Here is a 26,458-nt window from a genome sequence, read left to right as displayed (position 1 = left end):
CGCACCCAGCGGTTCAGCGCGATGCTGTCGCACTACGTCATCGGGGATCGATATGGCCGCCCCGGCAAGGGTAACGACAAAGGCAAGGTCGAAGGCCTGGTCGGCTACGGACGGCGCAACTTCATGGTGCCGATGCCCCGCTTTGCCGATTGGAGCGCGTTCAACGACTATCTGGAAGAACAATGCTGCAAACGGCAGACTGACATCCTGCGGGGCCACAAGATCAGCATCGGTGACCGGCTGGAAGCGGATTTGGCGGCAATGCGTACCCTGCCAGCCGCGCCCTTTGAGGCTTGCGATCTGCAAAGTGGCCAGGTCACGTCGACATCTATGGTGCGCTATCGCGGCAATGATTACTCAGTGCCCGTGGCCTTCGGTCACCGTGAGGTCTGGATCAAGGGCTTTGTGGGTCGTGTAGTGATCGGCTGCGCGGCTGAGATCATCGCAGACCATCCCCGCTCTTATGACACCGGTGACATGGTGTTTGATCCCCTGCATTACCTGGCGCTGATCGAGCGCAAGATCATGTCCTTTGATCAGGCTGCCCCATTGCAAAACTGGGAGCTGCCTGACGCCTTCGCCACGCTCCAGCGGTTGTTGGAGGCCCGGCAGGGCAAAGCAGGCAAGCGAGAGTACGTGCAGGTGTTACGCCTTCTGGAACGCTTCGAACTGGATGTGCTGCACGCGGCCATCAAAGACGCACTGCGGATGGGCGCAATCAGCTTCGACGCCATCAAACATCCGTTGTTGTGCCGGGTGGAACGACGCCCGCCGCGGCTGGATCTGGATGTTTATCCGTTCCTGCCCAGAACCGACATCGCCACAACCTCCGCCGCATCCTACATGAGCCTGCTGGCGGGAGGGGAGGCATGACAGATGCACCAGAGCTGTTGCTGGCTCATCACCTCAAGACCTTGCGCCTGCCCACCTTCTTGCGTGAGCATGACAAGCAGGCCCGTATCTGTGCCGTCGAGGGCGTAGACCATGTGCGCTACCTGGCCCGGCTGGCCGAACTGGAATTGATCGACCGGGAACGGCGCATGGTTGAGCGCCGGATCAAGTCTGCAAAGTTCTCGGCCGTCAAAAGCCTCGATAGCTTCGACTTCAAAGCCATCCCTTCGCTGAACAAGATGATGGTGCTGGAACTGGCCCGCTGTGAGTGGATTGAACGCAAGGAAAATGTCATCATGCCGGAGGCATGTCTTCGACATGACGCTCTCGAACCTTCCGGAACAGGCAAAACCCATGTTGCGCTTGGGCTGGGCCTTGCGGCTTGTCAAAAGGGGCTACAGGTGGCCTTTGTAACAGCGGCAGCATTGGTCAACGAACTGATGGAAGCGCGTGACGAGAAGCGCCTGTTGCTCCGTCAGCGGCAACTGGCCAAGGTGCAGTTGCTGATTATCGATGAACTGGGCTTTGTGCCGCTCAGCAAAACCGGGGCGGAGCTGCTATTCGAACTGATCTCGCAGCGCTATGAGCGCGGCTCAACTCTCATCACAAGCAATTTGCCGTTCGAAGAATGGACGGAAACCTTCGGCACAGAACGGCTGACCGGTGCGCTACTGGACCGGCTGACCCACCACGTCAACATCCTGGAAATGAACGGCGAAAGCTATCGTCTCAACCAAAGCCGCGCCCGCCTCGCCGCCGCCGGAAAATAGTCCTCACAGAATTGGCCTGACGGCCAATGCGCCTTGGAACGTGCCTGCTATTTGAGGGCCGCACGCTCCAAGGCGCACACCCCAAACTGGCCTACTTTTGCTCCGCCCCAGTGGCAGAATTTTGCGCCGCCGTTGACAGAGATGGTGTTTGACGCGCATGACAAGGCGTTTGCGTTGTTCGGCGAACGCTTCAACGCGTGACTGTATCTGAAACCCGCATGGACCGGGCCAGATACACAGAGTTCATGACACTCCCACGCTCAGACGTAACGGACGCGATGGGCAAGATACGGCCAGATCATCACCAATTCTCGGGAAGGTCTAAAGCGTTCTCTAAAGCATCCAGAAAACTATCTATTACCGCCAGGGTTTCTGACATATCATTTTGAGCCAGATTTCTAGCCAATGCGAGGTCTATCTGATTTTCGGCTTCTGACGCCCGCTGTCCGATCTCGTTGAAACCGATGGTCGCAGCAACACCCGCTATTTTATGTGCCTCGCTTTGCAACATCTTAAGAGACGCTGATCGCTTATCGGTGCAGGAAAGCTGACATTTCAGATGCTCCAGTTGCAGCACGCGGTCTTCAAGTGTGGCGACAAAACGGCTGCGCACCGAAGCAATTGTCTTTGCCATGGCGTCGGACGTGTCATTGGGTTGCGTCTGCATATCTGTTCACCGGTCAACCGACCGCCGCGAACGCCGTTCTCGACGGCTTGATCCGGTGGGTCGATTTCATCGCTTTCAGCAACAGGTCTGAAACGTCGCCAGAGAATATTCCAACATGTTCCTGATTTCCAACATCGACTCTGACATTCATTGGCTCGCCATTGTCATAGGCCAGCTCCATATCCTCAATCGTATGGTTGATAATTGAGTGCAGGTCATCAACCTGCAAATTATTGAGTCTTGGGACGACCGCAACGAAACTGCCATTGCCAAAATACGCCAGGAGAAAATTCACGGACCGCAGGTTATTGGAAATCGCCTCGGCGACATCGGTGAGAGTATAGTAAAACTCCGTTGGGCTCGCACTGTAGTAAAGTTTGTCTATGTTCTCTATCTGGAACCCGATCGCACCGATGCCAAAATGCCGGAGCCGCGAAAGCTGCAAGATGTAATTCTGTAGCACCAGAGAGCTTACAACGCCTGTGACATCCCTGATTTCGACAGCCGACGAAAGATCGAAGGTAAAGATACTCTGGGTGGCCTCTTTCATGGCTTCGACGGCAAAGGTTTCTTCAAGAACCGACTGTTGTTCAGCGACCAGCATGCTGGCGATGCGAATGCGCGTGCTTAGCTCGGTCACATCAAACGGTTTGGTGACATAGTCGGTTGCGCCTGCATTGAACGCCGCATCAATGTGCTTCTTGTCCCGAAGCGATGTCAACATGACGATCGGCGTCCGGTGATACTGGGGATTGCTGCGAATGCGCCGACACAATTCGATGCCGTCGATACCTGGCATCTGGATATCAAGCAGAAAACAATCGAAAGGTCGCCTGGAAACATCAATCGCCTCAAGGGCCGTTTCCCCAGAGTCAGCAAACTCTAGATCGGTATAGCCCATATTACGTAGGGCTCCGTCCAGAAGCTCCAGAATCAAGTCGCTGTCATCGACTGCAAGAATTCTCATTAGCGTGGTCCTTCGCGCCTTGAGTGTCGCACGGGCGCCTTGATGTGAGGGATATACCCCACCAGCACCCATAGGTTGATTTCAAATACCAGTATCACTCGAGACTTTGACGACATTGTGGCAAACCCAGAAACAATTCTGGGACGGCCGATTACCGCGTGCTTTCTGGGTCGAGTGCTGATTTTTTATTGCCTTGCATGGCTTTGAAAAGGCGGCTCGCCTCACCGTCGATCGCGGGTAGTATTTGGTCAGAACTTGATCCCAATTTGCGTATTTCATTCCGAAAAAGTTTCAATGCGCCCGCGATGTCCATGATCCGCCGGTTGGACAGCGATTTCACATCAAGTGTTGCCTTGCGCATCTGTTGGTTGTCGTAGTTGCAAAGGCACTTGGCCAATTTGTCGCGCACTCTCAATTGAAGCAATTGGGTAACAACCGGGCTTCGCACAATGACAACGCAAATGAATTTGCCGTATCCGACATATGCAAAATGTAGTCCGCGATTTGGCGTGGTTCTGGAAATGATATTGGCCACCATGTGGATCAATCCCATGATTTCGGTGCGGGCCAAACCCGCCGTAAGGGTCTCGAAATCGCGAATTCTGATCGAAAACAGGCTCATCGCAAAGTTGCCTGGCCCCATCTTCAGAAGCTTGTTTTCCAATTCGAAATAGTCACGCATCGATTTCACGTTGGAAAAAGTGATGCGCGAGCTCAATTCAAATTCGTCAAAAGACGTCTCAAGACTGACAAGCGCCTCAAGTGCATCGAATGTCAGCGTTTCGCTGTCAATGACGTCAACAAGCATGAAGGCCATTCTTATACGCGCCTCGACTTCGGCCGCGTTAAGGGGTTTGTTCAGAAAATCCGTTGCGCCGGCATCGAATGCAGCCTGCATGGTTTTCTTGGCATCAGAAGACGTCAGCATGATAATCGGGGCGCGACGACAACCGGCCCTCGCACGGATTTTTGCGCATAGCTCAATGCCATCAGTGCCCGGCATTTGAATATCGAGAAGGAAACAGTCGAAGGCTGCTTCTTCTGCGTTGTCGACTAGCTTCAGCGCCTGCGCTGCTGATGTTGCGCGAACAACATCCGCGAACCCGCGTTCCGCCAGGCTGCCTTCGAGCAGATCGAGAAACATGGGTTCGTCATCAACAATCAGAATTCGCATAGGTTGTGTCTCCCCGAGGTGTCTTACATATTCCCATACATCTTGTGATTGAATTTAGAATGTTTTATGCTTGAAATGTGTTAATTTAGAGACATGTTAGACAATACTCACACCGCAGCACTTATCCATTACGTGATTTACTATGCAACTTCCGGCCATTACTCTTAAGCACTTGCATCATGATTGTGGCTGGTAGGCCAAGACAGCCAGCACAGGTATAGTGAATGTTCAAAAGCATACGACAGGCGACTTCCAAGAACATTTACTCTGTTGGTTTTTTCACTATTGCATTGGCAACTGTCCTGGGGGCTGTCGTTTATGGGACCGGCCATTATCGGGCCCACCTTCGTGAGCTGCAAGAAGACACAAGACACTATGCAGATCATGTAGAACACCTAATCAGAACCGAACTGACAGATAAGGAATTTCTGGCGCGCGGGCTGGCGGTTGCTCTGGAGGTGTCGGGCGAGTTGACGCAGAATGAGTTTTCGAAAATTGTTACGAACCTCGAGTCGCTGGCTCCCTACATCATAAATGTAGCTCTCGTGGTGGATTACAGCCTCGAAATGGTGCATCCGCTGGAAGAAAACGCCAGCCTGCTGGGGCGTGATCTCAGCAATTTCCCCGAGCAGCGCGACGCAATTACACGCGCTCTGGAGAGCGGTCAGCCGACTCTCGATGGCCCCGTGCAACTGCTTCAGGGTATCTCCGGTTTCATTCTGCGGGTGCCTGTTGACCTTTCCGGGGGCGCCCTGGCCGGGTCACGCGATGATGCCGTCCTATCAGTCGTTCTGGACGCGGACCGACTGTTTTTGGAAGCCGGATTATCCAATCGCAGCAGCGAGTACGACCTGTCTATCCATGCGATTGATGAAACCGGGCACGCGATCTCGCTGGTTTACGGCACCGAAAAAACATCATCAAAAACGACGGTCACGGCAGACTTGAAAATTCCTGGCGGTCTGTGGAGGATCGGCGTCACCCCGAAACCGGGTCGGGCTGCTGGCTATGCGTTCCCGTTCCTGCCACTTCTCATCATCTTTTCTATCGGTGGGTTTGCCGCTTTTGTTGTGTCGGATGCGAAGAAAGAGGCTGCGGCGCGAAAAGTTCTGCAATCCCGATTGACGACGGCGATCGAAAGCCTGAATGACGCTTTCGTTTTGTATGACGCCGATGACCGACTTGTGCTTTGCAACAAGCGCTATCTTGAAATCTATCGAGAGAGTGCTGCGGCGATGGTGCCGGGAACCCCGTTCGAGGACATCCTGCGTTACGGTCTGAAGAACGGACAATATGCCGAGGCCATCGGGCGCGAAGACGAATGGCTTGCCGAACGGCTTGCAGCGCACGCGCGTTCCGATAGCGTTTTGGAACAGAAATTGGAAAATGGCCGTATTTTGCGGATCGTGGAACGCAAAACCCAGGATGGTGGGCGGGTCGGACTGCGCATTGATATCACCGAACAGATCGAAAGTCGCCATCGCGCGGAGCAAGCCGAGCAGCGGCTGCGGGATGCAATTGAAGCTCTTCCCGCCGGCTTCTGGTTGCTCGATAAAGACAATAAACTCGTCATGTACAACCAATTCTATCTCGACCTCTATGAGGCGAGTGCACCGGCGGTCAAGATCGGCGCCACGTCCGAGGAAATCCTGCGATATGGCCTCGAAAATGGGGAATATCCGGAGGCTGTCGGTCGCGAGGAAGAATGGCTACAGGGGTTGTATGAAAACCTTGCAAGTAAAAATTACGATTGGGAATATCCACTCAAGAACGGGCGTTGGATCAAGTCAATCAAACGATCCACAAGTGACGGTGGTCGGGTTGGCATCCGGGTTGATGTCACCGCCGAGAAGACGCAACAGATTGAACTCGAAAAGAAAAACGCAGAGCTTTCTGATGCGCTGATCCAGCGGGATGAAGCCTATAAACGCTTTTACGACATCGCCGAGATAAGCACCGATTGGTTTTGGGAACAGGACAAGGATTTTCGCTTCACGTATTTGTCAGAGGGCTTCGACAAGCAAACCGATGGATTGAGCAGGCTACTTATGGGCAAAACCCGCAAGGAATGCTTTGGGAAAAATATCTCAACCGTTGAAAGTGCCGATTGGGACGCGCTGGAAACCAAAATGGCGGCGCACCAACCGTTTGGAAATTTCGTCTACCGTGTCGAAAACCCGGCTGGGGGCAATCGATGGTTTCGTATTTCCGGCACACCGATATTTGATAAAGACGGAGAATTCGACGGGTATCGCGGTGTCGGGACCGATGTATCGGTTTTGCATCAGGCCTTGCAGAATGCCGAGCGCGCCAATCAATCGAAGACCGATTTCCTGAATACCTTCAGCCATGAACTTCGGACACCTCTGACGATTATCCTTGGGTACATGGCCTTCCTGAAAGATCCCGATCAGTTGCCATCATTCAAAACATTGAAAGAGAACGTGCAAAGTCCGATCGGGGATATCGGCAAAGCCCGAAATTCGCTGGAAAGCGCGACGAATGATATCGTCAAATTCGCCAAAAAATCAGATGACGCAGGCAGACATCTACTCGAATTGATCAACGACATCCTCGACATGTCAAAAATTGAAAGCGGGTCGATGGACATGCACCTTAAAGATATCCCGCTCAAAACGTTTCTGAGGTCCTTCGCGGAAAAATTTGAAACTGAGGCCAGAAAAAAAGGCCTGTACCTGTATTGCTATTCAGACGACTGCACCATTCGCGCAGACGAGATCCGCCTGAAGCAAATCCTGTTCAACTTGCTTGGGAATGCCCTGAAATTTACTGATAAAGGGTCGCTCACACTGCGGGCCAAGGCGCGCGATGGTGAGGCGCATATTAGTGTCGAGGATACCGGATGTGGAATCGCCGAAGATATGCAAGAGGCCGTCTTTGAATCATTCCGGCAAGCGGATGGAGCAGGATACAGGGCGGCCGCAGGCACAGGCCTCGGTTTGACCATCTCGCGACAGCTGGCTGCCTTGCAGGGCGGTCGCATCGGTCTGAAAAGTACGCCAGGCGCAGGCAGCACATTCACGCTCTGCCTACCTCTGAGCACTTCGGACAGCGCAAAAGCAGACGACGCAAAATCGCGGGATGCAGTCTGAATTGCAGCAGCCGGCCTGAACGCCGGGCGCCACATTTTTTTCGTCTTTTCACCCCAGCCATAACACCTTTACGCGTGATGGTAAATCCAAGGCAAGGCGATTGGCCTTGCCGGGTTTTAGTAATCAGCCGTGTTGCAGGGACGAGTGTGTAATGAAAAGCAAAAAAAATATTCTGACTGGCAGTATTTGCGCGATCATGTCGGCGATCATCATTGTGGCATTGGCATCTCGCGTGAAGTTTGGACAATTGGAGAGCCTTTCTCCGGTTGTTATTATTCAGGTTACCATCTGGCTCTTGATGATCGCTCTGGTCATGACTGCGTGGCGACGCGGAATCGAATCCGGTGAGTTGCGCGACAGGCTATTGCGCGGACGTGAGCTTGAACTTGCCTTTCAAGAACAAGCTCTTAACGCGCATTCGATTGTAAGCACCACCGACCCTCAGGGGCGCATCATCAAGGTGAACAAGAAATTCAGTGATGTGGTCGGAGTAAATGAATCCGCTCTGCTCGGTCGCAAGGAAACCTACCTTTACGACAGCGCCCGCACCGATGTATTCGACGACATCATCAGAACCACAAAAGCCGGGGAAATCTGGAAAGGCGAAACAGAATTCAAGCGAAATGACGGCCATATCATCCTGACGGAATGTACGGTTGTTCCGCTCATGAACAGGGCCGGGCAACACGATAGAAACATTTTCATCAGAACAGATGTGACCCAAGCCAGGTTAGCAAAGGAAGAGCGGCAACTTATCCAGTGCCTCAAGCTGCTTCCAGACGATGTTTTCATGTTCGACGCGGAAACTCTCGCAGTCGTTTACATGAACGCTTCGGCCGCACGTCGCACAGGTTGGAAAAACGATGGCTGGAAATCCCGCCGCTTTCAGGACGTTGTCCAACAGCCCATTGAAGGGGGGTTACAGAAAAACATAGACATACTCAAAGCGGATCAACTGGCCATTTGGCGGTTCGAAACCGATATCAACGGCTGCCAGGTTGAAGTGTGTATGGAGGCGATGAGAACACCCGATGGCCGGTTCCGTCTGATCGCCACAGCACGCGACATTACCGACCGCAAGACTGTCGAAAAGAAACGCAACGAACTCGTTTCAATCATCAGCCATGAGCTAAGAACGCCGCTGACGTCGATTAAAGGCGCGTTGCGACTGGTAACCGGAGGAGCAGCCGGGCAGATCGAAGACAAGGTTAAATTGATGTTGGATATCGCCGCAAATAACAGCGACCGGCTGTTGTCATTGGTTGACGATATTCTGGATCTTGACAAGATTGATGCCGGAGACATGGAATTCTCAAAGGAGGAAATCAACGCCAGTGACCTTGTGCACGAGGCGCTTGAAACCTACCGCTATTATGGCGCGGAGATGGGTGTCGAGTTCGTTGCTACAAAATCGGACCAGGATTGCACCTTGATCGGTGACCGAAAGCGTCTGATGCAGGTCATGGCGAATTTGATGTCAAACGCTGCCAAATTCAGCCATCCCGGAGACACGGTCGAGCTAGGCATATCGACTAGCGACACCCATGTCCGTATTTCGGTGAAGGATCAGGGGGCGGGTATCTCTGACGAGGATTTGCCCAAGGTCTTCGCCCGTTTCGGTCAAACCAACAGTGCCGTCAACAGCGGCGCCGGGAAGTTGCGCGGAACCGGCCTAGGCCTGAGCATCGCCAAGGCCATCGTTCAACAGCACAATGGCCGGATCGATTTGAAGTCGACCCTTGGAAAGGGGACAACCTTCTTTTTCGAGCTGCCGACCAAGGACGGGTCGAAGGATACATCGCATCGTCCGGCATCCGGTTATGTGCAAGACGCCGCCTGATGAATTGTAAGATGTTCTGCCGTCATGTGGTCTGGCAAGGCTGTATGTTACCTTAACGTCGTCCGTTTGCTCATAATACGGGCGGATTCGGTTGCACGCGGAATGGAAAGTGAACCGCCTGTACATTTTTGCCTCATGATCAATCGGATATTGAAGTCGGCGCTATAAGCTCTAGGTATCAGAACATATGGGGTGTAACTATAATGGGAAAAACACCTCACGGTTGAAAGGGATGACGATGATCAGACTGGCAGGATTGAAAACGCTGGCGCTGATTTTGGGCTTGGTCCCCGGAACTGTCATGGCATCGGACATTCTTACGATATCCGGAAACGAAGCCTCGGAAAGCTACAGCTTCGAGGATCTCGCGGCACTGCCGCAGGAAAAGGTGTTGACGGACAATTTTTATGTAGATGAGGTGACAGAGTTTTCAGGGCCTCTCCTGCGTGACCTGTTGGACCCCTTCGGCGTTACCCGCGATGACACTCTGAAAATGACTGCGGTCAACGACTTTTCGGTCGAGATACCGGTTGACGATATTCTTGATTACGATGTGATTCTGGCCTTGCGAAGAAACGGTGAGACCATGTCGATACGCGGCAAGGGGCCAATCTGGGTGATATATCCGATGGATGACCATCCCGAACTCGTCGCTCCCCAGTACAATGATCGCCTGATCTGGCAACTGACCGGCATCAAGATTGAATGACGAAAGGCCGCCGCAAAATCAGACAGGGCATGGCGGGCGCAGTTCTTCTAAGCGTCGCCGTCGCCGTTGCCGGGCTGATGATGTTGAGCCAGAGCATTTCAGAGATGCGCCTTAGCGATCGCGACAAGCCGCTCTGGATTGCCAACCAGATGCAATTCGAGATGCTGAGGTTTGATGCCGCAGCGCAAGACTATGCTCTCGGACGCGAAACCTACGAGGGTCTTACACAAAGGCTCAATATTCTCTGGAGTCGCCTGAGCACTTTTGAAGAGGGCTACGTGGCCGATGTTCTGGAAAGCCGCGGCATAGACCTCTCGGTCATAAGAGATATTCGAAATTGGCTCGAAACCCTCGACGAGACCGTCTTTGCACAGGATGTGCCTCCGGCCACGGCGGAAAGTCGGCGTGAGATGGCCGCGATCTTGCGGGATCAGATGAGTTCGTTCAAGACAGACCTCCAGAAATTGTCTCTGAGCGTCGTGAAATCGGAAACTCAGGAGCAGACGCAGTTTAAAGACGCCTTGCTTACCCTGTCGAACCGGGTAACGCTTCTCGGCGTTGTCGCCATGGCAGCGCTTGGACTATTCGGCCTGTTCCTTTGGATTGATGGCGCCCGTAGCCGCAAATTGGCGGAGAAAATGGAGGTTCTGGCGAACCATGCAGGCGCCTCCTTGCGTGCCAAAGACAGTTTCGTAACCGTGGTGAGTCACGAATTACGCACGCCTCTGACGTCGATTTACGGTAGCATTGAGTTGATCAAGGCGGCAAAGAATTCCGATCTGTCGCCGACTAATGAAAAGCTGATTTCAATTGCGCATCGCAACTGCGAAAGGCTGATTACATTGGTCAACGACATCCTGGATATCGATAAGCTGGACGCCAACCTCGTTATCCTCGACAACAAATGTTTCAATCTCTCACAGACTGTACAGGATGCCGTTCGCGACAATGAAAACTATGCCACAGGATTGCAGGTTGGGCTGAGCCTGCGCGTGATTGATACGGAGCTTTATGTAGAGGGAGATGAGGTGCGGATCGCACAGGTCCTGAGCAATCTGATTTCGAATGCCAGCAAGTTCTCACCGGCGGGGAGCACGGTCGAGGTCATCGCCTACCAAAACGGTCCCCGCGCACGTGTTGAAGTCCGCGACGAAGGGCAGGGAATCCCCGAAGAGGAGCACGAGCGGATCTTCGAGCGGTTTCACCAAGGTTCCCAGGTCACCAGCACGACATACAAGGGAACCGGCCTAGGCCTGAGCATCGCCAAGGCCATCGTTGAACAGCACAATGGCCGGATCGATTTGAAGTCGACCCCTGGAAAGGGGACAACCTTCTTTTTCGAGCTGCCGATCAAGGACGAGTCGAAGGATACATCGCATCGTCCGGCCTCCTGTGATGTGCGAGACGTGGCCTGATCCGCGTCCCGCTACATCGCCGGACTTTGGCTCGCGGGCGTTTGTGTCGTCGACGGATACCGATCCAGCCCTAACGGGCCGGTATAAAGTTATTTACGTCCGGTAGGTTAAGCTGTCCACCTCTTCCAAATCTCTCGGACACTCTCAGGCAGCAGAATTGGATCGAACGGCTTGGTGATCACATCTGCGGCGCCTAGCTCAATAAGCGCCTGAATATTGTTTTTTGCCGCCTTTGCGGTCATGAATATAACGGGCTTTTTTTCGAATCCTTCGAACTCACTTAACCGCTTAAACGTTTCTTCCCCATCCATACCGGGCATCATCACGTCCAAAAGGATCAGGTCTGGATCATAGCCTGGAGCGACAGATAGGGCGTCTTCGCCCGAAACGCATTGCATCACCTCAAAACCACCCACGCCTTCGAGAGACATTCTCGCGATTTCCTGGATGTCCAGTTCATCTTCAACATGAAGAATTTTCTTCAGTTCTCTCATCAAAATATTCCGTTTACCACATCAAAGATGAGCTAGCATTATTTCGCACGTGAGCCAAATAAAAATGAGCTATGCCCCGGTCGTTACTCGATCATCCAAGCCGTTGCCCTTTCTCACAGTTGCTGTGCTGGCCAAGGTGCCCCCGGTCAGGGTCGGATTTTCCGCGCGTACCTGTCACAGGATACGGCGCCTCAGGAATGCCGAGATGACTTCGCCCATAATCACCAGCGCGATGATGGCGAGCAGGATGGTGGCGACTTCGGGCCAGTTGAACGTGTCGATGGCGCCTTGCAGGATAATGCCGATGCCGCCCGCGCCCACAAGGCCGAGCACGGTGGATTCGCGCAGGTTGATATCCCAACGCAGAATCGTGACCGCCCAGAAGGTCGGCATGACCTGGGGGATGATGGCATAGACGATAACCTTGAAGCGTGAGGCCCCCGTGGCCTCCAATGCTTCGACAGGGCGCGTGTCGATTTCCTCGATCGCTTCGCCGAGCAATTTGCCGATGAACCCGATCGAGCGGAACATGATCGCGATGATACCGGCGACGATGCCAGGGCCGAAGATGGCGACGAAAAGCAGCGCCCAGATGATCGTGTTCACCGACCGCGACGTCACCAGGATCAACCGCCCCAGCCAGAGCGTCGCGCGGTTGGGTGTGGTGTTCTGCGCAGAGATATAGGCCACCGGCAGCGACAGCAGCACGGCGAAGGCCGTCGCGAAGGTCGCGATGTTCACCGTGTCCCACAGCACTTTGAGGATCGTATCGAGGTTGCTCGGATCCGGCGGATACATCCGCCCGAAAAGGTCGCCAATCTGTTCTGGCGCGCCCCAGACCCAATCCCAGACCACCCTGATCGAAGACAGCGCCCAGATGATGGCAAGCGCACAGCCCGCGAGGGTGCCCCAGCGAGTCAGTTTTTGTCTCAAGGTGAACCGGGTCCAGTCGTCACGGCCAAACTGTTCGGAAATTGAGGTCATTGGATACGCTTCCGGATAACGCCGCTGACCGCCTCGGAGAACAGGATCACGGCGACGATGACGATGGTGATGGCAAGCGCGAAATCATAATCATAGCGCCCGAAGGCATTGGCGAGGGTGGCACCGATCCCGCCTGCCCCGACGATACCGACCACGGCCGAGGCGCGCAGGTTTGAATCGAGCTGATAGATGGCCAAACCGATCTGGCGCGGCATGATCTGTGGGAAGATCGCGTAAAACAGCGTCGAGAAATACGGCGCACCAGCGGCGCGTACCGCCTCGACCTGACCAAAGTCGATCTCTTCGATCCTCTCGGCCAGCATCTTGGCAACGAAGCCGATGGAATAGATGATCAGCGTCAGCACCCCGGCGAAGGGGCCAAAGCCGACCGCCTTGACGAACAGGATCGCGACGATCACCGGATGAAAGCTGCGCGCGATGATGATGATTGCGCGCCCCATGTAAAAGATCGGCAGCGGTGCAACGTTGCGGGCCGACATAAAGGCGATGGGGATCGACAACAGCACCCCGCCCGCCGTCGACAGCACCGCGATCTTGAGACTTTCAAGGAAACCGTCGATCAGCAGACCGCTGCGTTCAAAGCTGGGCGGGAAGGCGCCGCCAAAGATACGCCCGGCGCGTCCGATGCCTTCGGCGACGCGGTTCCAGTCGATGGGCATGGTCAGACCCACCCAGCCAAAATAGCCGATCAGGCCAAGGTAGACCGCCCACCGCAACACAGGATTGGCGATGAAGGGCGGCTTCACCCAGGTGTCGCGCGGCGCGCTCATGAGGCTTTGACCCTGTCACCGCCACGGTCGGCGTGCGGGCTGCCGGCATAGATTTCTTCCATTGCGGCCTCGTCCAGCTTATCGGGCTTGTCGTCAAAGATGATGCGGCCATAGCGCATCCCGACGATACGGTCAGTATATTCCTTGGCCTCGGTCACGTTGTGGATATTGATGACAACCGGAAGCTTCAGCTCTCCGGCCAAATCGCGCAGAAGGCCCATGATCTGCTCGGAGGTCTTGGGATCAAGCGAGGCTGTCGGTTCATCCGCCAGCAGGATCTCGGGCTGTTGCATCAGCGCACGCACGACACCGACCCGCTGGCGTTCGCCCCCCGAAAGCTGATCGGCGCGGGTGTTGGCGTATTGCGCGATGCCAACCCGCTCCATCAGCTCAAAGGCGCGGCGAATGTCAGCCTTGGGATAGCGCCGCGTGATCGCGGCCCAGGTCGAGATATAACCCAACCGCCCGGACTGGACATTCTCCATCACGGTCAGCCGGTCGACAAGGTTGAAGCCCTGAAACACCATGCCGATCTTGCGTCGCGCCTCGCGCAGGTTCTTGCCGCGCAATGCGGTCAGTTCGGTGCCGTTCAGTACGATGCTGCCCGACGTCGGCTTGACCAGTTGGTTGATGCAGCGCAGCAGCGTGCTTTTGCCGGCACCGGACGAGCCGATGATCGACACGACACTTTCGCCTTCGATGGTCAAATCAAGGTTCTTGAGGACAGGCTCGCCAGTGCCGTAGCGCTTGACGAGATCAGTGATTTTCAGCATGAAAACGCTTTCTTTGCGGGGCCGCCCAAAACGGCCGACCCCGACGGGATGATGTCACTCGGCGGCAAGCCCCTGTGGCGTGTATTCAACGCCGTTGGCCTTCTGGATCTGGCGGATGACGGCCCATTGATCCTTGTAGGTGATCGGGATGAACTTGCTGACACCGGTGAATTCCTCACCCAGTGCCGTGCCTGCGAAATCGAAGCTAAAGAAGGCTTCCTTGATCTTTTCCTTTAGCTCGGGCGCGAGATCATGCGCCATGCCGTATGAGGTTGTCGGGAAGGGATCGCTTTCCCAGACGATGCGGACGCCTTCAGGATCGTAAAGACCGCGCTCGGCCATGCGATCCACCACTTCCGACGCCACCGGGGCAGCATCATAATCGCCTGCGACAACGCCCAGCATCGACTGATCATGGCTGCCGGAATAGCTGACTTCGTAATCCTGATCCGGGGTGACGCCCAGATCGGGGAACAGCGCGCGCGGCGCCAGGTTGCCCGAGTTGGAGGTCGGCGAGGTATGCGCGATGCGCTTGCCTGCAAGGTCGGCCATTTCCTTGATGTCGCTGTCGGCCTGGGTATAGACCTGCAGTTTATAGCCGAACTGACCGTCATCAGCACCCATGATGGCAAAGGGAACATTGCCCGCAAGGTTCACGGCATAGGGCGTCGGCCCGGTGGAGAACCCCGCGATATGCAGGCGGCCAGAACGCATCGCCTCGACCTCGGCCGAGTTGGATTGCACTGCAAAGAACTGGACCTTCTTGCCGGTCACCGCTGCGAGATGCTCGATGAACGGGTTCCAGATGTCCGCGTAGATCGCCGGGTCCTCGACCGGCGTATAGGCAAAGACCAGCGTGGACGGATCCTGCAATTTGCTTGCATCCGTCGGCGCATCGGCCACGAGATCGCCATCTTCGTCACAATACATCGCGTCGAGCGCACCGCGGTTTGAACAATCGGCCTGCGCGAACGCGCTACCGGCCGCAAGGGCAAGGGCCGTTAGAAGACCGGCACTCAAAATCGTTTCCTTGGACATGTTTTTTCTCCTCCCTGTTGCCCCCCCCATCAGACTGCGGCGGAGTCGTCGGAGATACGATCACCAAACCCTAAGATTTGCAACATCGTTCTGTGACATAGCGATTGTCATGCAGATCGTCCCCATGTGGGGACGTGCCCTATCATCCAGTGCAGGTGGCTGGCAGTTACTGGCGCGTCACGATATCGAAGAAAGCGGCGACAAGCCTTTAGGCATTTTCTTCCACGAAACAGGTTTTCACCAGAGACGGATTGCTGAACTGCCAAATCGTACTGATACGATCATGGGTGCAGTCTCGGTGAAGTGGTCAATGCTTACTGTTGAACGAACACCTGCGGAATCCGCCAACTGGCCTCTCTCATCCGCACGCCAGGATGACCTGATTACCGACGCGACATCACACCCGTTACATCTTAAGGATTGGGGCAAGGGAAATTGCACATAACACCAGGCAACACGTCTCTGGGCCCATTGAAAACGAGCTGTCCAAGCCTGAATTCCGTTCCATCTACCGTTGCGACGGTTATAGACAACCGTCAGCGTAGAGATGATTGCAGACGGGGATATAGATGAAAACTGTTTTCTTTGGGCCAGTTCCATCCGAATGGGGTGGAAGGAAAGCGGGTGGCGTGGCCAGTTACAATCGCTCCCTGGCCACCGCGCTGGCGGATTACAGCAGCGCGGTGTCAAGTTGCACGCTCGTACCGACCCAGGATCAAGAGCCACCGCACCACCTTCCCAAAGGTATCACAATCAACCCGAAAGCCATGAGCGCAAAGCGCGGCGACAATATCAACTCATTTCTTGAGGATGCCGATGTCGCGGTTTTCCACCATCTGATGAATCCCGCAGTTCAAGCCTTTCTTCTGAATGATGTCGGCCCTTCATCCATATGCATCGTTCATTCATGGACAGCCTATTACAAAGACACGTCATTGGCCGAAGAGATGCAGCGCCGCATGGACGCGATGGACGCGCTTGTGTTTCCGTCTCTCCATTGCATCGACGAGGGCCGACGTCTCGGCTTTTCGATCCCCGCAAAAGCTTCTGTCGTCTATGGTGCCGTAAAGCCTATCGGCCAGCCCCCGTGCCAGAATGCGACTGAAAGACGTGGTGTCCTGTTCGCGGGGCAATTGCTGCCGGTGAAGCAACCGCATCTTTTGATCCGTGCCGCAAGTCTCCTGCCCGAAGACATCACGATTTCGGTGGCGGGGGATGGCCCCTTGATGGGCGAGCTCAAAACTCTCATCCGCCAAGAGCTGCCTCTGGGTAAAGTCGAATTGCTGGGCGAGCTTCCGCACGATGATCTGACCGCGCGAATGTCCGGCGCTGCCGTCCTTTGCGTGCCCAGCACACGCGAATCCTTCGGACTCGTTTATATCGAGGCACTCAGTTCTGGCACACCGATCGTCGGCTTTGCACCAAGTGTCGAAGAAATCTCGGATCGCGTCGGTCGACAGGTTGGTGTCGGTTTTTCCGGCGACTGCGCCGATGAACTGGCCGCCGCTTTGCAGAAATCTCTTCAGATGGATTGGGATCATGATGCGATAGCTCGGATAACCAGCGCCAGCTTTTCACCGGGTCAGATGGCAAACGACTTCGACAGGGTGCTCAATGATCTTTGATCTCTTTTGCAGCCTGTCTCAATCGGGTCAAGCAACCTTGAAAATCGTCCTCACTTACCTGTAGTGGCGGATTGGGGCAAAAGACGAGCCTGTCAAGCGCGCTGATATCGAGCCCTTTGACATCCGATGGTCTTGCCTTGGCGGCGAGAGCCTCGAATGTCGTGCTTCCAGACACGCCGGCCACCTGGAAAAGGAAGGACCAGGCGCATTTTTCCGCATGGGTTGAGATGAAGGAATTGATCTGCCGCATCACCTCTGCGCAGGTATCATCTAGGCTGGAATTCTTCCTGGATGTTGTTTTCGGCGGTATGGCAAGGGGTAGGAAGCGGTCATAGAAACGCTCTACCATATTACTATCGTAGTTCTGTGAGATGACTTCCGCACGAAAACGGCTCTCAAGACGGGCCAGAAGAGCCGCATGATCCGTCAGAAATTGGATCTGTTCCAGCCCGGCGAATTCGTCGAAGGTCAAGGACGTACAATAGAACTCCAATAGGTTCGACGATTGATTGATGATGGCCTGCTTATAGTATGATCGTGCCCATTGCGCCGGGTCTCGAAGGAAGACCAGTAGCTTCAACTCTCCGATCTCTTGCAGTGCGCCAGAGAATTCCATTATGGTTTGTGGCTCGAACTGCAAGAGTTCGTTGGAGATGCTTTCCGTACTCAGAATGATAGTGCGCGCGCTTCGGGGTAGCCTCTGTAGGTCGGTCGCCGGGTCTGCTTGTTGCTTGCGCAATGCGCGCAGCACCCATTGGTGCTTGGGGTCATGCGGCGCATTGATCGCCGTGTCGTAGTAATAGCTATGTTCAAGCAGACGGTGCCGGTCGGTGTAGAGCGTATTTTGAAGAGAGGTGGTGCCGGTTTTTGGCAAACCAACGTGAAGGATTATGTCGCGCGTCATTTGATCGGCCACAGCCTCCTGTCTATGTATTCGCCGCTTGAGGCTGAAATGCTTCTAACATGCATTGATGGCGACCGCCACTTCCCCTAGACTAATTTACGCGCATATACCCCATCCCGGTTTGTGCAAATCGGTCGACTTCTACATTGACATTTTTGGGAATACCTAAAGCCGGTTCCGGCCTCTAGAACAGGATAGGAGACCATGAGCTACGACATTTTCAAGTACTGGTCCACGAGAGAAAAACCCAACAATCCCAAAAGCTTCATCGAAGACCGTCTTTGCTTTGATATCAACTTCATTGGAACGTATGCCGCCGGCCAAGGCCCTGTTTTCGAATTAGGCCCCGGAATTGGGCGAACCTTCGGAGCCTATGACAGAGGCCGCGAGGTCCAGACACTTGATGTCACCGACCGATATTGTGGCGAACTGCAACAGGCGGCGGCCAAGCAGGGTGTGGTGCTGAAATCCGCCTATATCGCCGATCTGTCCAAACCGTTTCCATTTGAGGATGACGCATTCGATTGCGGCGTCGCCTTTCAGGTATTCCTGCATCAGCCGCCTGCCGTTTTCGAGCTGGCTTTCTCGGAAATGGCGCGCATCTGCAAATCGCTCGTCTTCAACGCCGGAATTCACGCCAACAGCCCCGCGGCCGTCAAGGCTAAGAATGATCACGTCTTCGCGCACGATTATCTGGCAGCGGCCGAACGCAACCGGTTGGCATTTTCGAGGCTCGCCGTTCGCGACATGCATATTTATGCAGTCACCGAACGTGTCTAATTCACTGACCGAACGGGATATGCCAGCATCCCGGTGGCACCGGTCAAACGATCCAATAGGCGTTTTGACCCGCCCTGCATTTTACATGTCCTGCGTCACGCCGGCGGCTTGCAGTTCCTCGGCGCTAAGATGATCGCGCAGCGCCAGAGCCAGGCCCTGTAACCCTGGCCCGTAGCGGCGCCAGCGGGCGATTGCGCTATGGTAAATCGGTTGGCGAACCTGGGCAACCGAGGCGGTGTTTACCTGATGGGTTGAGGCCGTGTGATCGAGAATATCGTCGCTCCATTCAAGGCCGACAAAATCCAGAATACTGCGCATCTGACCTTCGGGGTCGGCAACGACATCTTCGTAGTTCACCTCGCGCACACGGTCCGGCAACAGGGCCACCCAATGTTTGGCCATCAGGTCAAACTGGTTATAGACCGAGGCCAGATTGCCAAAATCCGATGAAAACGGCTGGTTCTGGCCAAAATGCTGCATGTAGTTGGAAAACAGGCAATCCATCGGGTGGCGACGCATGATCAGAAATCTGGCGCGCGGCAAGGCCATCGCCATCAACCCGATATAGAGGTAATTGCCGGGCAGCTTATCTGACACATATTCAGCCTTCAGCCCCTCAGCGTGCAGGTAGGCGATGTAATCTTCGCCCAGACGGGCAAAATCATCTGTGCTCAGCTCAGAGGCATCCTTTTCCCGTTCCAATACCGCACGTATGGAAGCGTTGCGCGCCAGAGCCCTGTTGACCCCGTTCAGTTCCCCTCCGGCCTGCACATCGGCGTGGCGCGAGAACATCTGGTCCATCAACGTTGTGCCCGACCGGGGCATGCCGCAAATGAAGATCGGTGCCACGTCAGACAGGCCGCCCCCACCGCAACGCGCCATAAACTCCGGTGTCGTCAGTTCACGCATGCGTTCGCTACGTTCGATATTTCCTTTGGCATCAAACGGGTGAAGGTCGGCGTTGATCTTGTTGCCAGCATTGAAATGCTCAATCGCGGCGGGATAATCGCCCAGATCGTCAAACGCCTTGCCCAGGGCGAAATGGATCGAGACCTGCTGCTCGGGTTGCAAATTATCCAGACGCTTGGCGTATTGGGTCAGCAGTTCCAACTCGGGGCTACCGGTTTTGGTTTTGCGCATATGCACCAGACGGGCCAGCGCCGTGATTCCGACAGGGGGTTGTGCCGCGATCTTTAACAGCGCGTCGGCGGCTTCTTCCAACCGCCCCGATGCGCCAAGCGTGCTACCCAGGTGCAGCCAGGCTTCGGCGGCTGAGGGGGCCAATTCGATCGCGCGGCGGGCATGATGTTCGGCCGCATCGTGGCGCTCGATACGAAACAGCGCGGCGGCCAGATCAATATGGGCCGCTACCGATTTGGGGTCGATGGACAGCGCCTTGTAAGACACGTCAATTGCCTGCTGAAACCGATGGGTGCGCATATAGGCCTTGGCCAGATTGGTGTGCACATCCAGAATCTGCCCATCAAGCTCCAGCGCCTTTTCCAGATGTTCGATAGCGCGGCCATATTTTTCCTTCAGCACCAGCGCAGCGCCCAGATTGGCCTGGGCCAGCGCATAATTCGGCGCCATTTCAACCGCGCCTTGGAACTTTTCAATGGCCGCGTCCAGATCACCACCCTGGGCCAGAATCGCCCCGTAATCGACCCAGGCCATCACATCGGCACTCTCGTGGCTGACCACCTGCTCCAGCAGGGCCAGACCCTCTTTGCGCTGTCCGGCAAGGATCAGGTTCAGACCCTTGTAATGCATCAGGCGCGGGTGGCCTTCGTAGGTTTGCAACAGCCGGTCAATCATCTCGCCGGCGGGGCCATGGCGGCCTGCGGCCTGATGCTGGGCGATGCGCTTGACATCGGCATTCAAGGCCTCAAGTTCGGCGCTTTTGGTTTGAGAGACAGATGTGGCCATGGGGTACACCTTGAATGAAATATCACGTCACAACATGTAGACACGAAAACGGCCAAAGCTGTAAGGGCTCTGGCCGTAAAACTTTGCCTGCTAGGAAAGGGGCCTGCCCTTAGGCCACTTCGGCGATAGGCGTGTGCGTCGCGGCAAGTTCATCTGCGCGGGCACTCAGACGGTCAATGACCTGCGTTGGCACCAGCCGTCTGGACGACACGCGCGGCATGTCCATGGCGGCAATCATAGGCGCCTTGGCACGATCACCGGCGTTGACAAAATTGTCGGCAAAAGTGCCCCCGTCCAGATAGGTCTCAGCGGCGCAGCCCTCGGCCAGGATCAACTCGTGGGCCTCGGTTTCCACGTGGTAATAGGTGAAGCCGTCAAGCGGCATCTTGGGAACCATATAGATCGAACGGCCATTCACCAGCGTGCTGGCGTTATAGAGGATGCCATCAATCGCAATCGCGTGGTCAGGCGAAACATAAAGATCCTGCGCCGGTACGTTTTGCGCAATGGACCCTGCGGTCAGGCAAATCGGGTTGACCTTGGCGGGATGCGTCAGGCGGGTTTGAACCGGCTGAATGCCCACCCATTTCACGGCGGTTTCACCACCATCGGCGGTCAGCACCATGTCACCGGGGCGCAGATCCTGCACGGCCACGTTGCCATTCGGCGTGGCGATGCCGGTGTCCTCAAGATAGCAGACAATGCTGGCGTTCAGGCTATCTATCATGATGAAGTTGCCCGAGCCGGTCGGGGTAAAGCGGACACCGGAAAACGAGGATGTGGTGCCAAACTTGAGCACTTGGCCGCCCGCAACATTGTTAAATTCCACGTTGTTGGCCGTATTGTCGGCATCCACAAAGGTAACGTTCCAAGCACCCGAAAAAAAAGCAGGCGCGATGGTCATCGTAATGCTACCGGCAGTCCCGCCAAATCTGTCACTCGCAGTGCCCCCGTTGATCGCAAGCGTGAATGGGGCATTTCCCGACGAATCCGTGATCGAGATAAGGCCGTCGTTCCCTGCGTCATCCGGATTATAGTTGATCGCGTTGAATCCGGGATTTCCAGTGGTGCTGAGGGTAAAATTAATCCCATCATCGGTAAATGGGACAGAAACGTTAGACCCCTGATTGTTCAAGTCGTCTACGCCGTCATTGAATTGAAAAAGTGGCATGTTCAAAACTCCTAAGCGATCTATCTCGCGTAAATGTACAATCACGAAGATGTTAACACTTTTCCAGCGCGATTCCATCTATTAAAACTGCCGTCGGCAAAAAATGTCAGATCAGCTTTGGCTGTTGAAAGGGTTTGACCTTTTGACCGCCACCCGCCACCCTTTGGTGAGCGAGATATTACCGAAAGCCAGATCAAAAAATGACCGAAATTTCCCTGCTGACGCCGCAAGATTTTGAACCGCTGATCGGGCAGGCCTTTGTTGTTTCAAGTGACTTTGGCCAAGTGACGCTGACATTGGATAATATCAAACACGGATCAGAGGCCACGCTACGCGACAGCCCCGTGGAAATCGAAGGACGTGTCCTGCCGCCCCGGCGGGCGTTTTCGCTGACCCTCGAAGGCCCGCGTGAGCCGCTGCTTGAAGCACAAATTTACAGAATGCAGATGCCGGGGATCGGGGGTGTTGAGTTGTTCGTGTCGCCATTTCGCCAAGATGCAGACTGCACGCTTTACGAAATAGGGTTCAGCTAAAGCTACAGCACCAAAATCAAAGCCCTGTCAGATTTCGCGCGGGCCGGTTGCCGGGGTCCATTCCATCGCGATATGGCTGTTCATATCCCCGACCGGCACAAACCCATGGCGCTGATACAGGGTAATGGCGGGGCTGTTTTTCTGTACACTTAGACGCACCGGAACCTTGCCGCCATGGGCCTCGTTCATCAGGGCGCGCAGGATATCGGTGCCAATGCCACGCCGCTGCCAGGCCGGAGCCAGCGTAAATTCAATAATCCGCAGGCAATCATCCTGTCGTTCTACGTAGAGCCGCCCGATGGCAGTATCCCCCATCTGGATGACGGTAAATGACGCGCCCGGAAAGCTCATCTTGTAAGACATGTCCTGCGCCTTGAACTGGCGGGATATGAAATCCTGCCAATCCGCATCGGTCCAATTGGCGGCCTTGCGTTCCCATGCCCGTGTGCTGGCATAAAGACCCAGAAGGAAATCGTGATCGGTGTCCTTTACGGGGCGAAAGGACACCTGCGGCAGGGGCGTGTTCGCTTGCATCTATAAGGTCTCGGAAAGTGTCAGTGAAAAAGGCAGGGCCGCTGGTGGGTAACACCGGCGGCCCTGTTGTTTTAGTTTCGGAATATCAGTTCAGAACGACCTCGATATAGTTTCCCCCATTGCGCCGGGGGGCAGCGGACAGATACAGGTCCGCCGCTCCGATCCGGGGATGTGACACGCGGTAGGTGCCATAGCCATCGGCCACAAGCGGGGCCATGTCCGGGCTTTCAAACAGCGCGGTCACGCCCTCGCGGCGCGGCAACCCCCCTGGGCGGGCTGCGCCCGAGGCATGAGATTCAACCGCAACCAGTTTGAGCACCAGATTACCGTGCTCCGGGCTGCTGACGCGAAACCGGTCCCCGACATGGGTTGCCAGTTCTTCGGCGGTTGTGGAATGCCAGCGCGCGGGCAGGCAGGCGTTGCCCCCCTCGGTCGCACAGTCCGCCGCCGCCGCAGGGCTGCGCGCCAGGGCCATTCCCGGCAAGGCGCCAAGCCCGGCAAGGGCCGCCTGACCGACCAGGACGGTGCGCCGAGATATTTGGTTCAATATGCTCATAAGCCTTTCCTTTCCTTGGTTGACGATTCAGCTGCGCGACGGGAAAATACCCACCAGAGCAATTTGGTAATTCATCACCAGGAATGGCTGCATGTTTTCGTGCGGCAGGTTGCCCCCCATATTATTGGACACCACCGCAGCCGGGTTCATTGGAATATCATCGGCTGCGATTTGTGCGCGAAAGGTGTCAGTCGAGCTGGCGAGCATGTTGTTGGTTGGATCAGAAAGGTTACCACCGCGTGCTTCGGCATACTGTCTGGGGTTGTGGTTGTGTGACGGCATTTCAGATACGTTCAATGTTACGGATTCCACGCCGCCTCGTGCGCCTTGCCGATGGTCAGACAGGCCCGGTCCGCGCCCAAAATGCATCGCAACACGCCCGCGCAAATCGGGCAAGGCAAACGTTGTACGGCCATCGCCGCCGTAAATTGTTCCCAACAGCGAAAATAACGCAGAGTTTTGTGAAATAGGCAGCAGCTGCCCATTGCATAGCGCCCAACCGCGGGCCGCAAAATTCCAACCAACCAATTTTACTTCGCCTAGAAATGGTTCCGACATTTTATCTATCCTTTTGGCGTTTAAAACACTTAAAATAGTACCTTGTAGAAGGCTTGTCTGTAAAGCAATGATCTCTGCAAGTTCCAACTCGCCGATCAACAATATGCGCCAAAGGGCACGGCATAAGACCTTGGCAATAAAGCCACCCCCGTGATAGGGAAGCCATAAACGCCTTGGATATCAATGCAGTGCTTGGCGGGCGATACTCTGCACCCTGAACAGGTTGGATCGCTGACTAAAGGGAATACCTCCATGGCCACAAATGCATCGGCAGCCTCGGGCCCTTGGGCTGACAGGTTGCAAGTCGCTTTGGCACACCTGGTCGCCGGGAAAGAACAGGTTGCCTGCGACATGCTGGAGGCTCTGGCAAGCGCTCATCCAGAAACGGTGAAATGCCAGATCGAAGTGGCCACGGCGCTGCGCAAGGCCGGGCGCAGAGCTGCGGCGCTAAAGTGTATGCGCCGTGCCTATGCAAGCTATCCCGCAGGGTCCAGAGTGCAGCGGGAATATCTAAAGGACCTTCTGGAGCTGGGCCATCAGGCAGATGCCTTGGCGATGCTAGAGGATACGCCTGACGACCAGACGGATGATGCCGTTTTTGGGCAGCGCGCAGCGATCCTGAACCGGCACCAGATGCATGACGCCGCATGGACGCAAGCACAAAAGGCCTTGGCCCGCAATCCTGCCGACCTGCCTGCGCGGCTGATCGAGATCAATTATCTGACACGTCAGGGCGATGCCGCGCAGGCCTTTGCCAAGGCCCGCCAGTTGGCCGAAGAATTCCCCGATACGCCCATGGCCCTGATCAAGGCGGCGGCGCTGGCCAACACAATGGGGCAGACCGATACAGCCTTGGCATTGGCGCAACGCGCGCAGGCTCTGGCACCCGACAACCCTCAGCCCCTGCGGATCAGGGCTACGGCATTGCTGGCCGCCGACCACCTGAGCGAGGCCCTTGAGGTTCTGAAAGATGCAACGGGTCGCTTTCCTGACCACCCGACCTTGTGGGCACAAAAAGCCAGATTATGCCTGCGTCTTGGCGATACTTCACAGGCGCTGATCGACACCAAAAAAGCACGCGCCCTGACGCCAGATGCCTTCCAACTCAAGCTTTTGGAGGCCCAGTGCCTTGTCTCGCTGAACCGTCATGACGACGCGCGGGCATTTCTGGAGCGGTGTGTGGCAGACCCCGATGCCACCCATGATCTATATGCCCGCCTGAGTGATCTGGCTGATAAGGCGCAGGATGCAGATGTCGCAGCGGATTTTCTGCGCAAGGGGCTTGCGCGGTTCCCGGGCAACCCCGGCCTGCTGGAAATGCTGGTGCGAAAACTGGCTCTGAAAGGTGTCGCACTTGATGATGCGGATCTTGCCTGTGTCATGGGGCCTGTGATGGAACGCGAGAAACTGGTCTTGCTTGAGGCAGGCCTGTTATTGCACCGATATGAATTTGACCGCGCCTTGCAGGTGCTGCGTCAAAATTTTCCACCGCAAGGGCGTGACCCCTCAGAGGCGATTTTGGTGGCCCGCGCTTTGGCAGGGCTGAACCGCAATGATCTGGCGTGCCGGTATATCCGGCGGTGTTTTCACGTCTGGCCCGACAATCGGGCCATTGCCGCCCAGTTGGAGTTGATCTTTCGCAATAGCGCCCGATCCGCCGAGGCGATCGCTTTGCTGGCGGATGTGTCTTTTACCAATCCCGCGGAACAGGCTTTGCATGACCTGAACATGTCCAATCTCTATTGCCACGTCGGGCTGACCGAGACGGCACTTGCCCGTTACATGGCCACGCGGGACCATCTGCTGCGCACGAGGTTTCGAAGCCATGCTCTGATACGTACCCTGATTGCCGACGGCGATGTGGAAAATACCTGTCTGCTGATCGGCGATCTGCGCCGCACCAATACGAGCGCCATGCGCCATTCCCAAAATACATTGCAGGACCAATTGATCACCGAGTTTGAGATCGAGATACAGGCGAATGGCGGCAAGGCCATGCGCCCCATTCCCCCTGACGATACCAATGAATTCGCGGCCCTTGTCCGGGAAAGCCCCCGATCACACCTGTCGACGATGCGGTTGATTGCACACTGGCAGCGCCAATCGCCCGGGCTGTACGATACACAAGCGGCAAGGGGGGCGGGCATACCGAGCCGGATCATTCAATACTGGAACACCCCGGATGTCCCCGAGGGGATCCAGGCCATGATCGCCAGTTGGGCCAATGTTTCCGGCTTCCAGCACA

25 protein-coding genes are annotated in these 26,458 nt (G+C 55.5%); 11 read left to right on the top strand and 14 right to left on the bottom strand.

What is annotated here, in order from left to right; translation table 11 throughout:
- On the top strand, window positions 1-873 hold an 873-nt coding region (locus tag BMZ91_RS18645), incomplete at its 5' end, for a Mu transposase domain-containing protein (RefSeq protein ID WP_092842041.1).
- Window positions 870-1,661 (top strand): IS21-like element helper ATPase IstB, encoded by a 792-nt coding sequence (gene istB, locus BMZ91_RS18640; RefSeq protein ID WP_092842039.1) that lies wholly within the window; start codon window positions 870-872, stop codon window positions 1,659-1,661. The genes BMZ91_RS18645 and istB, both read left to right, overlap by 4 nt.
- Before the next feature lie 301 nt (window positions 1,662-1,962).
- Here istB and BMZ91_RS18635 read toward each other — a convergent pair whose 3' ends face one another.
- The 3 genes from BMZ91_RS18635 to BMZ91_RS18625 all read right to left on the bottom strand — a co-directional run bounded on the left by BMZ91_RS18635 (window position 1,963) and on the right by BMZ91_RS18625 (window position 4,469).
- Window positions 1,963-2,328, bottom strand: a complete 366-nt coding sequence (locus BMZ91_RS18635; RefSeq protein ID WP_092842037.1) for an Hpt domain-containing protein — start codon at window positions 2,326-2,328, stop codon at window positions 1,963-1,965.
- Window positions 2,329-2,341: 13 nt separating this feature from the next.
- A complete protein-coding gene (locus BMZ91_RS18630; RefSeq protein ID WP_177193914.1) occupies window positions 2,342-3,295 on the bottom strand; it encodes a response regulator in 954 nt (317 codons plus the stop codon).
- A 151-nt stretch (window positions 3,296-3,446) separates the two neighbouring features.
- On the bottom strand, window positions 3,447-4,469 hold the full coding sequence (locus tag BMZ91_RS18625) for a response regulator (protein ID WP_092842034.1): 1,023 nt from the start codon (window positions 4,467-4,469) through the stop codon (window positions 3,447-3,449).
- 224 nt (window positions 4,470-4,693) lie between these two features.
- On the opposite strand from BMZ91_RS18625, the gene BMZ91_RS18620 reads away from it, so the two are divergent.
- The 4 genes from BMZ91_RS18620 to BMZ91_RS18605 all read left to right on the top strand — a co-directional run bounded on the left by BMZ91_RS18620 (window position 4,694) and on the right by BMZ91_RS18605 (window position 11,546).
- Complete coding sequence (locus tag BMZ91_RS18620) at window positions 4,694-7,582, top strand: sensor histidine kinase (RefSeq protein ID WP_092842032.1); 2,889 nt, start codon at window positions 4,694-4,696, stop codon at window positions 7,580-7,582.
- 151 nt (window positions 7,583-7,733) lie between these two features.
- A complete protein-coding gene (locus BMZ91_RS18615) occupies window positions 7,734-9,422 on the top strand; it encodes a PAS domain-containing sensor histidine kinase (protein ID WP_092842030.1) in 1,689 nt (562 codons plus the stop codon).
- A gap of 238 nt (window positions 9,423-9,660) precedes the next feature.
- Window positions 9,661-10,131 (top strand): putative pterin-binding protein, encoded by a 471-nt coding sequence (locus BMZ91_RS18610; protein WP_177193913.1) that lies wholly within the window; start codon window positions 9,661-9,663, stop codon window positions 10,129-10,131.
- Window positions 10,128-11,546 (top strand): sensor histidine kinase, encoded by a 1,419-nt coding sequence (locus tag BMZ91_RS18605; RefSeq protein WP_092842026.1) that lies wholly within the window; start codon window positions 10,128-10,130, stop codon window positions 11,544-11,546. Before BMZ91_RS18610 ends, BMZ91_RS18605 begins: the two co-directional genes overlap by 4 nt.
- A 107-nt stretch (window positions 11,547-11,653) precedes the next feature.
- Here BMZ91_RS18605 and BMZ91_RS18600 read toward each other — a convergent pair whose 3' ends face one another.
- The 5 genes from BMZ91_RS18600 to phnD all read right to left on the bottom strand — a co-directional run bounded on the left by BMZ91_RS18600 (window position 11,654) and on the right by phnD (window position 15,626).
- Window positions 11,654-12,040 (bottom strand): response regulator, encoded by a 387-nt coding sequence (locus tag BMZ91_RS18600; RefSeq protein ID WP_092842024.1) that lies wholly within the window; start codon window positions 12,038-12,040, stop codon window positions 11,654-11,656.
- A 174-nt stretch (window positions 12,041-12,214) separates the two neighbouring features.
- Window positions 12,215-13,024: a phosphonate ABC transporter, permease protein PhnE gene (phnE, locus tag BMZ91_RS18595; protein WP_092842023.1), complete on the bottom strand. Its 810-nt coding sequence runs from the start codon at window positions 13,022-13,024 to the stop codon at window positions 12,215-12,217.
- Window positions 13,021-13,815: a phosphonate ABC transporter, permease protein PhnE gene (gene phnE / locus BMZ91_RS18590; RefSeq protein ID WP_092842021.1), complete on the bottom strand. Its 795-nt coding sequence runs from the start codon at window positions 13,813-13,815 to the stop codon at window positions 13,021-13,023. Before phnE (BMZ91_RS18590) ends, phnE (BMZ91_RS18595) begins: the two co-directional genes overlap by 4 nt.
- The gene (gene phnC, locus BMZ91_RS18585; RefSeq protein WP_092842019.1) at window positions 13,812-14,588 is read right to left on the bottom strand and encodes a phosphonate ABC transporter ATP-binding protein; all 777 of its coding nucleotides are present in this window, start codon (window positions 14,586-14,588) and stop codon (window positions 13,812-13,814) included. The genes phnE (BMZ91_RS18590) and phnC overlap by 4 nt, the downstream gene beginning before the upstream one ends.
- Window positions 14,589-14,642: 54 nt before the next feature.
- A complete protein-coding gene (phnD, locus tag BMZ91_RS18580; protein WP_092842017.1) occupies window positions 14,643-15,626 on the bottom strand; it encodes a phosphate/phosphite/phosphonate ABC transporter substrate-binding protein in 984 nt (327 codons plus the stop codon).
- Between the two features lie 109 nt (window positions 15,627-15,735).
- Here phnD and BMZ91_RS21230 point away from each other — a divergent pair, with 109 nt between their 5' ends.
- Together BMZ91_RS21230 and BMZ91_RS18575 are read left to right on the top strand one after the other, a co-directional pair.
- Window positions 15,736-16,071, top strand: coding sequence for a hypothetical protein (locus BMZ91_RS21230; RefSeq protein ID WP_143076391.1), 336 nt, complete (start codon window positions 15,736-15,738; stop codon window positions 16,069-16,071).
- 124 nt (window positions 16,072-16,195) lie between these two features.
- The gene (locus BMZ91_RS18575) at window positions 16,196-17,251 is read left to right on the top strand and encodes a glycosyltransferase family 4 protein (RefSeq protein ID WP_092842015.1); all 1,056 of its coding nucleotides are present in this window, start codon (window positions 16,196-16,198) and stop codon (window positions 17,249-17,251) included.
- Here the strand turns inward: BMZ91_RS18575 and BMZ91_RS18570 are convergent.
- Window positions 17,238-18,167, bottom strand: a complete 930-nt coding sequence (locus BMZ91_RS18570) for a sulfotransferase (protein WP_092842013.1) — start codon at window positions 18,165-18,167, stop codon at window positions 17,238-17,240. The two genes, BMZ91_RS18575 and BMZ91_RS18570, sit on opposite strands and share 14 nt — an antisense overlap.
- 192 nt (window positions 18,168-18,359) lie before the next feature.
- On the opposite strand from BMZ91_RS18570, the gene BMZ91_RS18565 reads away from it, so the two are divergent.
- Window positions 18,360-18,935: a class I SAM-dependent methyltransferase gene (locus tag BMZ91_RS18565; protein ID WP_092842011.1), complete on the top strand. Its 576-nt coding sequence runs from the start codon at window positions 18,360-18,362 to the stop codon at window positions 18,933-18,935.
- Between the two features lie 81 nt (window positions 18,936-19,016).
- Here BMZ91_RS18565 and BMZ91_RS18560 read toward each other — a convergent pair whose 3' ends face one another.
- On the bottom strand, window positions 19,017-20,861 hold the full coding sequence (locus tag BMZ91_RS18560) for a tetratricopeptide repeat-containing sulfotransferase family protein (protein ID WP_092842009.1): 1,845 nt from the start codon (window positions 20,859-20,861) through the stop codon (window positions 19,017-19,019).
- 109 nt (window positions 20,862-20,970) lie between these two features.
- The gene (locus BMZ91_RS18555; RefSeq protein ID WP_177193912.1) at window positions 20,971-22,032 is read right to left on the bottom strand and encodes a Hint domain-containing protein; all 1,062 of its coding nucleotides are present in this window, start codon (window positions 22,030-22,032) and stop codon (window positions 20,971-20,973) included.
- A gap of 200 nt (window positions 22,033-22,232) precedes the next feature.
- Here BMZ91_RS18555 and BMZ91_RS18550 point away from each other — a divergent pair, with 200 nt between their 5' ends.
- Window positions 22,233-22,565, top strand: coding sequence for a DUF6916 family protein (locus BMZ91_RS18550; RefSeq protein WP_092842005.1), 333 nt, complete (start codon window positions 22,233-22,235; stop codon window positions 22,563-22,565).
- 27 nt (window positions 22,566-22,592) lie between these two features.
- Here the strand turns inward: BMZ91_RS18550 and BMZ91_RS18545 are convergent, their stop codons facing one another.
- The 3 genes from BMZ91_RS18545 to BMZ91_RS18535 all read right to left on the bottom strand — a co-directional run bounded on the left by BMZ91_RS18545 (window position 22,593) and on the right by BMZ91_RS18535 (window position 24,312).
- Window positions 22,593-23,099, bottom strand: coding sequence for a GNAT family N-acetyltransferase (locus tag BMZ91_RS18545; RefSeq protein ID WP_092842003.1), 507 nt, complete (start codon window positions 23,097-23,099; stop codon window positions 22,593-22,595).
- 85 nt (window positions 23,100-23,184) lie between these two features.
- Window positions 23,185-23,655, bottom strand: coding sequence for a DUF6916 family protein (locus BMZ91_RS18540; RefSeq protein ID WP_092842001.1), 471 nt, complete (start codon window positions 23,653-23,655; stop codon window positions 23,185-23,187).
- Between the two features lie 27 nt (window positions 23,656-23,682).
- Window positions 23,683-24,312 carry a phage tail protein gene (locus BMZ91_RS18535; RefSeq protein WP_342741960.1) on the bottom strand — a complete coding sequence of 210 codons (630 nt, stop codon included), beginning with the start codon at window positions 24,310-24,312 and terminating at the stop codon, window positions 23,683-23,685.
- 153 nt (window positions 24,313-24,465) lie between these two features.
- Here BMZ91_RS18535 and BMZ91_RS18530 point away from each other — a divergent pair.
- Window positions 24,466-26,458: tetratricopeptide repeat protein (locus BMZ91_RS18530; RefSeq protein WP_177193911.1), on the top strand; the 1,993-nt coding region annotated here is incomplete at its 3' end.

The organism is Roseovarius lutimaris, from assembly GCF_900115165.1.
GTDB classification, from domain to species: Bacteria; Pseudomonadota; Alphaproteobacteria; order Rhodobacterales; family Rhodobacteraceae; genus Roseovarius; species Roseovarius lutimaris.
The sequence above is the reverse complement of the archived record's forward strand: the minus strand, read 5'-3'. Positions and strand labels throughout refer to the sequence as shown.

What these genes read in the sequence shown, in the direction of transcription:
- BMZ91_RS18575 (WP_092842015.1), top strand. Translation starts at nt 16,196, where the DNA reads ATGAAAACTGTTTTCTTTGGGCCAGTTCCATCCGAATGGGGTGGAAGG.
- istB (WP_092842039.1), top strand. Translation starts at nt 870, where the DNA reads ATGACAGATGCACCAGAGCTGTTGCTGGCTCATCACCTCAAGACCTTG.
- phnD (WP_092842017.1), bottom strand. Translation starts at nt 15,626, where the DNA reads ATGTCCAAGGAAACGATTTTGAGTGCCGGTCTTCTAACGGCCCTTGCC.
- phnE (WP_092842021.1), bottom strand. Translation starts at nt 13,815, where the DNA reads ATGAGCGCGCCGCGCGACACCTGGGTGAAGCCGCCCTTCATCGCCAAT.
- BMZ91_RS18600 (WP_092842024.1), bottom strand. Translation starts at nt 12,040, where the DNA reads ATGAGAGAACTGAAGAAAATTCTTCATGTTGAAGATGAACTGGACATC.
- BMZ91_RS21230 (WP_143076391.1), top strand. Translation starts at nt 15,736, where the DNA reads ATGCAGATCGTCCCCATGTGGGGACGTGCCCTATCATCCAGTGCAGGT.
- BMZ91_RS18625 (WP_092842034.1), bottom strand. Translation starts at nt 4,469, where the DNA reads ATGCGAATTCTGATTGTTGATGACGAACCCATGTTTCTCGATCTGCTC.
- BMZ91_RS18555 (WP_177193912.1), bottom strand. Translation starts at nt 22,032, where the DNA reads ATGCCACTTTTTCAATTCAATGACGGCGTAGACGACTTGAACAATCAG.
- BMZ91_RS18560 (WP_092842009.1), bottom strand. Translation starts at nt 20,861, where the DNA reads ATGGCCACATCTGTCTCTCAAACCAAAAGCGCCGAACTTGAGGCCTTG.
- BMZ91_RS18615 (WP_092842030.1), top strand. Translation starts at nt 7,734, where the DNA reads ATGAAAAGCAAAAAAAATATTCTGACTGGCAGTATTTGCGCGATCATG.
- phnE (WP_092842023.1), bottom strand. Translation starts at nt 13,024, where the DNA reads ATGACCTCAATTTCCGAACAGTTTGGCCGTGACGACTGGACCCGGTTC.
- BMZ91_RS18550 (WP_092842005.1), top strand. Translation starts at nt 22,233, where the DNA reads ATGACCGAAATTTCCCTGCTGACGCCGCAAGATTTTGAACCGCTGATC.
- BMZ91_RS18635 (WP_092842037.1), bottom strand. Translation starts at nt 2,328, where the DNA reads ATGCAGACGCAACCCAATGACACGTCCGACGCCATGGCAAAGACAATT.
- BMZ91_RS18605 (WP_092842026.1), top strand. Translation starts at nt 10,128, where the DNA reads ATGACGAAAGGCCGCCGCAAAATCAGACAGGGCATGGCGGGCGCAGTT.
- BMZ91_RS18565 (WP_092842011.1), top strand. Translation starts at nt 18,360, where the DNA reads ATGAGCTACGACATTTTCAAGTACTGGTCCACGAGAGAAAAACCCAAC.
- BMZ91_RS18620 (WP_092842032.1), top strand. Translation starts at nt 4,694, where the DNA reads ATGTTCAAAAGCATACGACAGGCGACTTCCAAGAACATTTACTCTGTT.
- BMZ91_RS18610 (WP_177193913.1), top strand. Translation starts at nt 9,661, where the DNA reads ATGATCAGACTGGCAGGATTGAAAACGCTGGCGCTGATTTTGGGCTTG.
- BMZ91_RS18630 (WP_177193914.1), bottom strand. Translation starts at nt 3,295, where the DNA reads ATGAGAATTCTTGCAGTCGATGACAGCGACTTGATTCTGGAGCTTCTG.
- BMZ91_RS18540 (WP_092842001.1), bottom strand. Translation starts at nt 23,655, where the DNA reads ATGAGCATATTGAACCAAATATCTCGGCGCACCGTCCTGGTCGGTCAG.
- BMZ91_RS18545 (WP_092842003.1), bottom strand. Translation starts at nt 23,099, where the DNA reads ATGCAAGCGAACACGCCCCTGCCGCAGGTGTCCTTTCGCCCCGTAAAG.
- phnC (WP_092842019.1), bottom strand. Translation starts at nt 14,588, where the DNA reads ATGCTGAAAATCACTGATCTCGTCAAGCGCTACGGCACTGGCGAGCCT.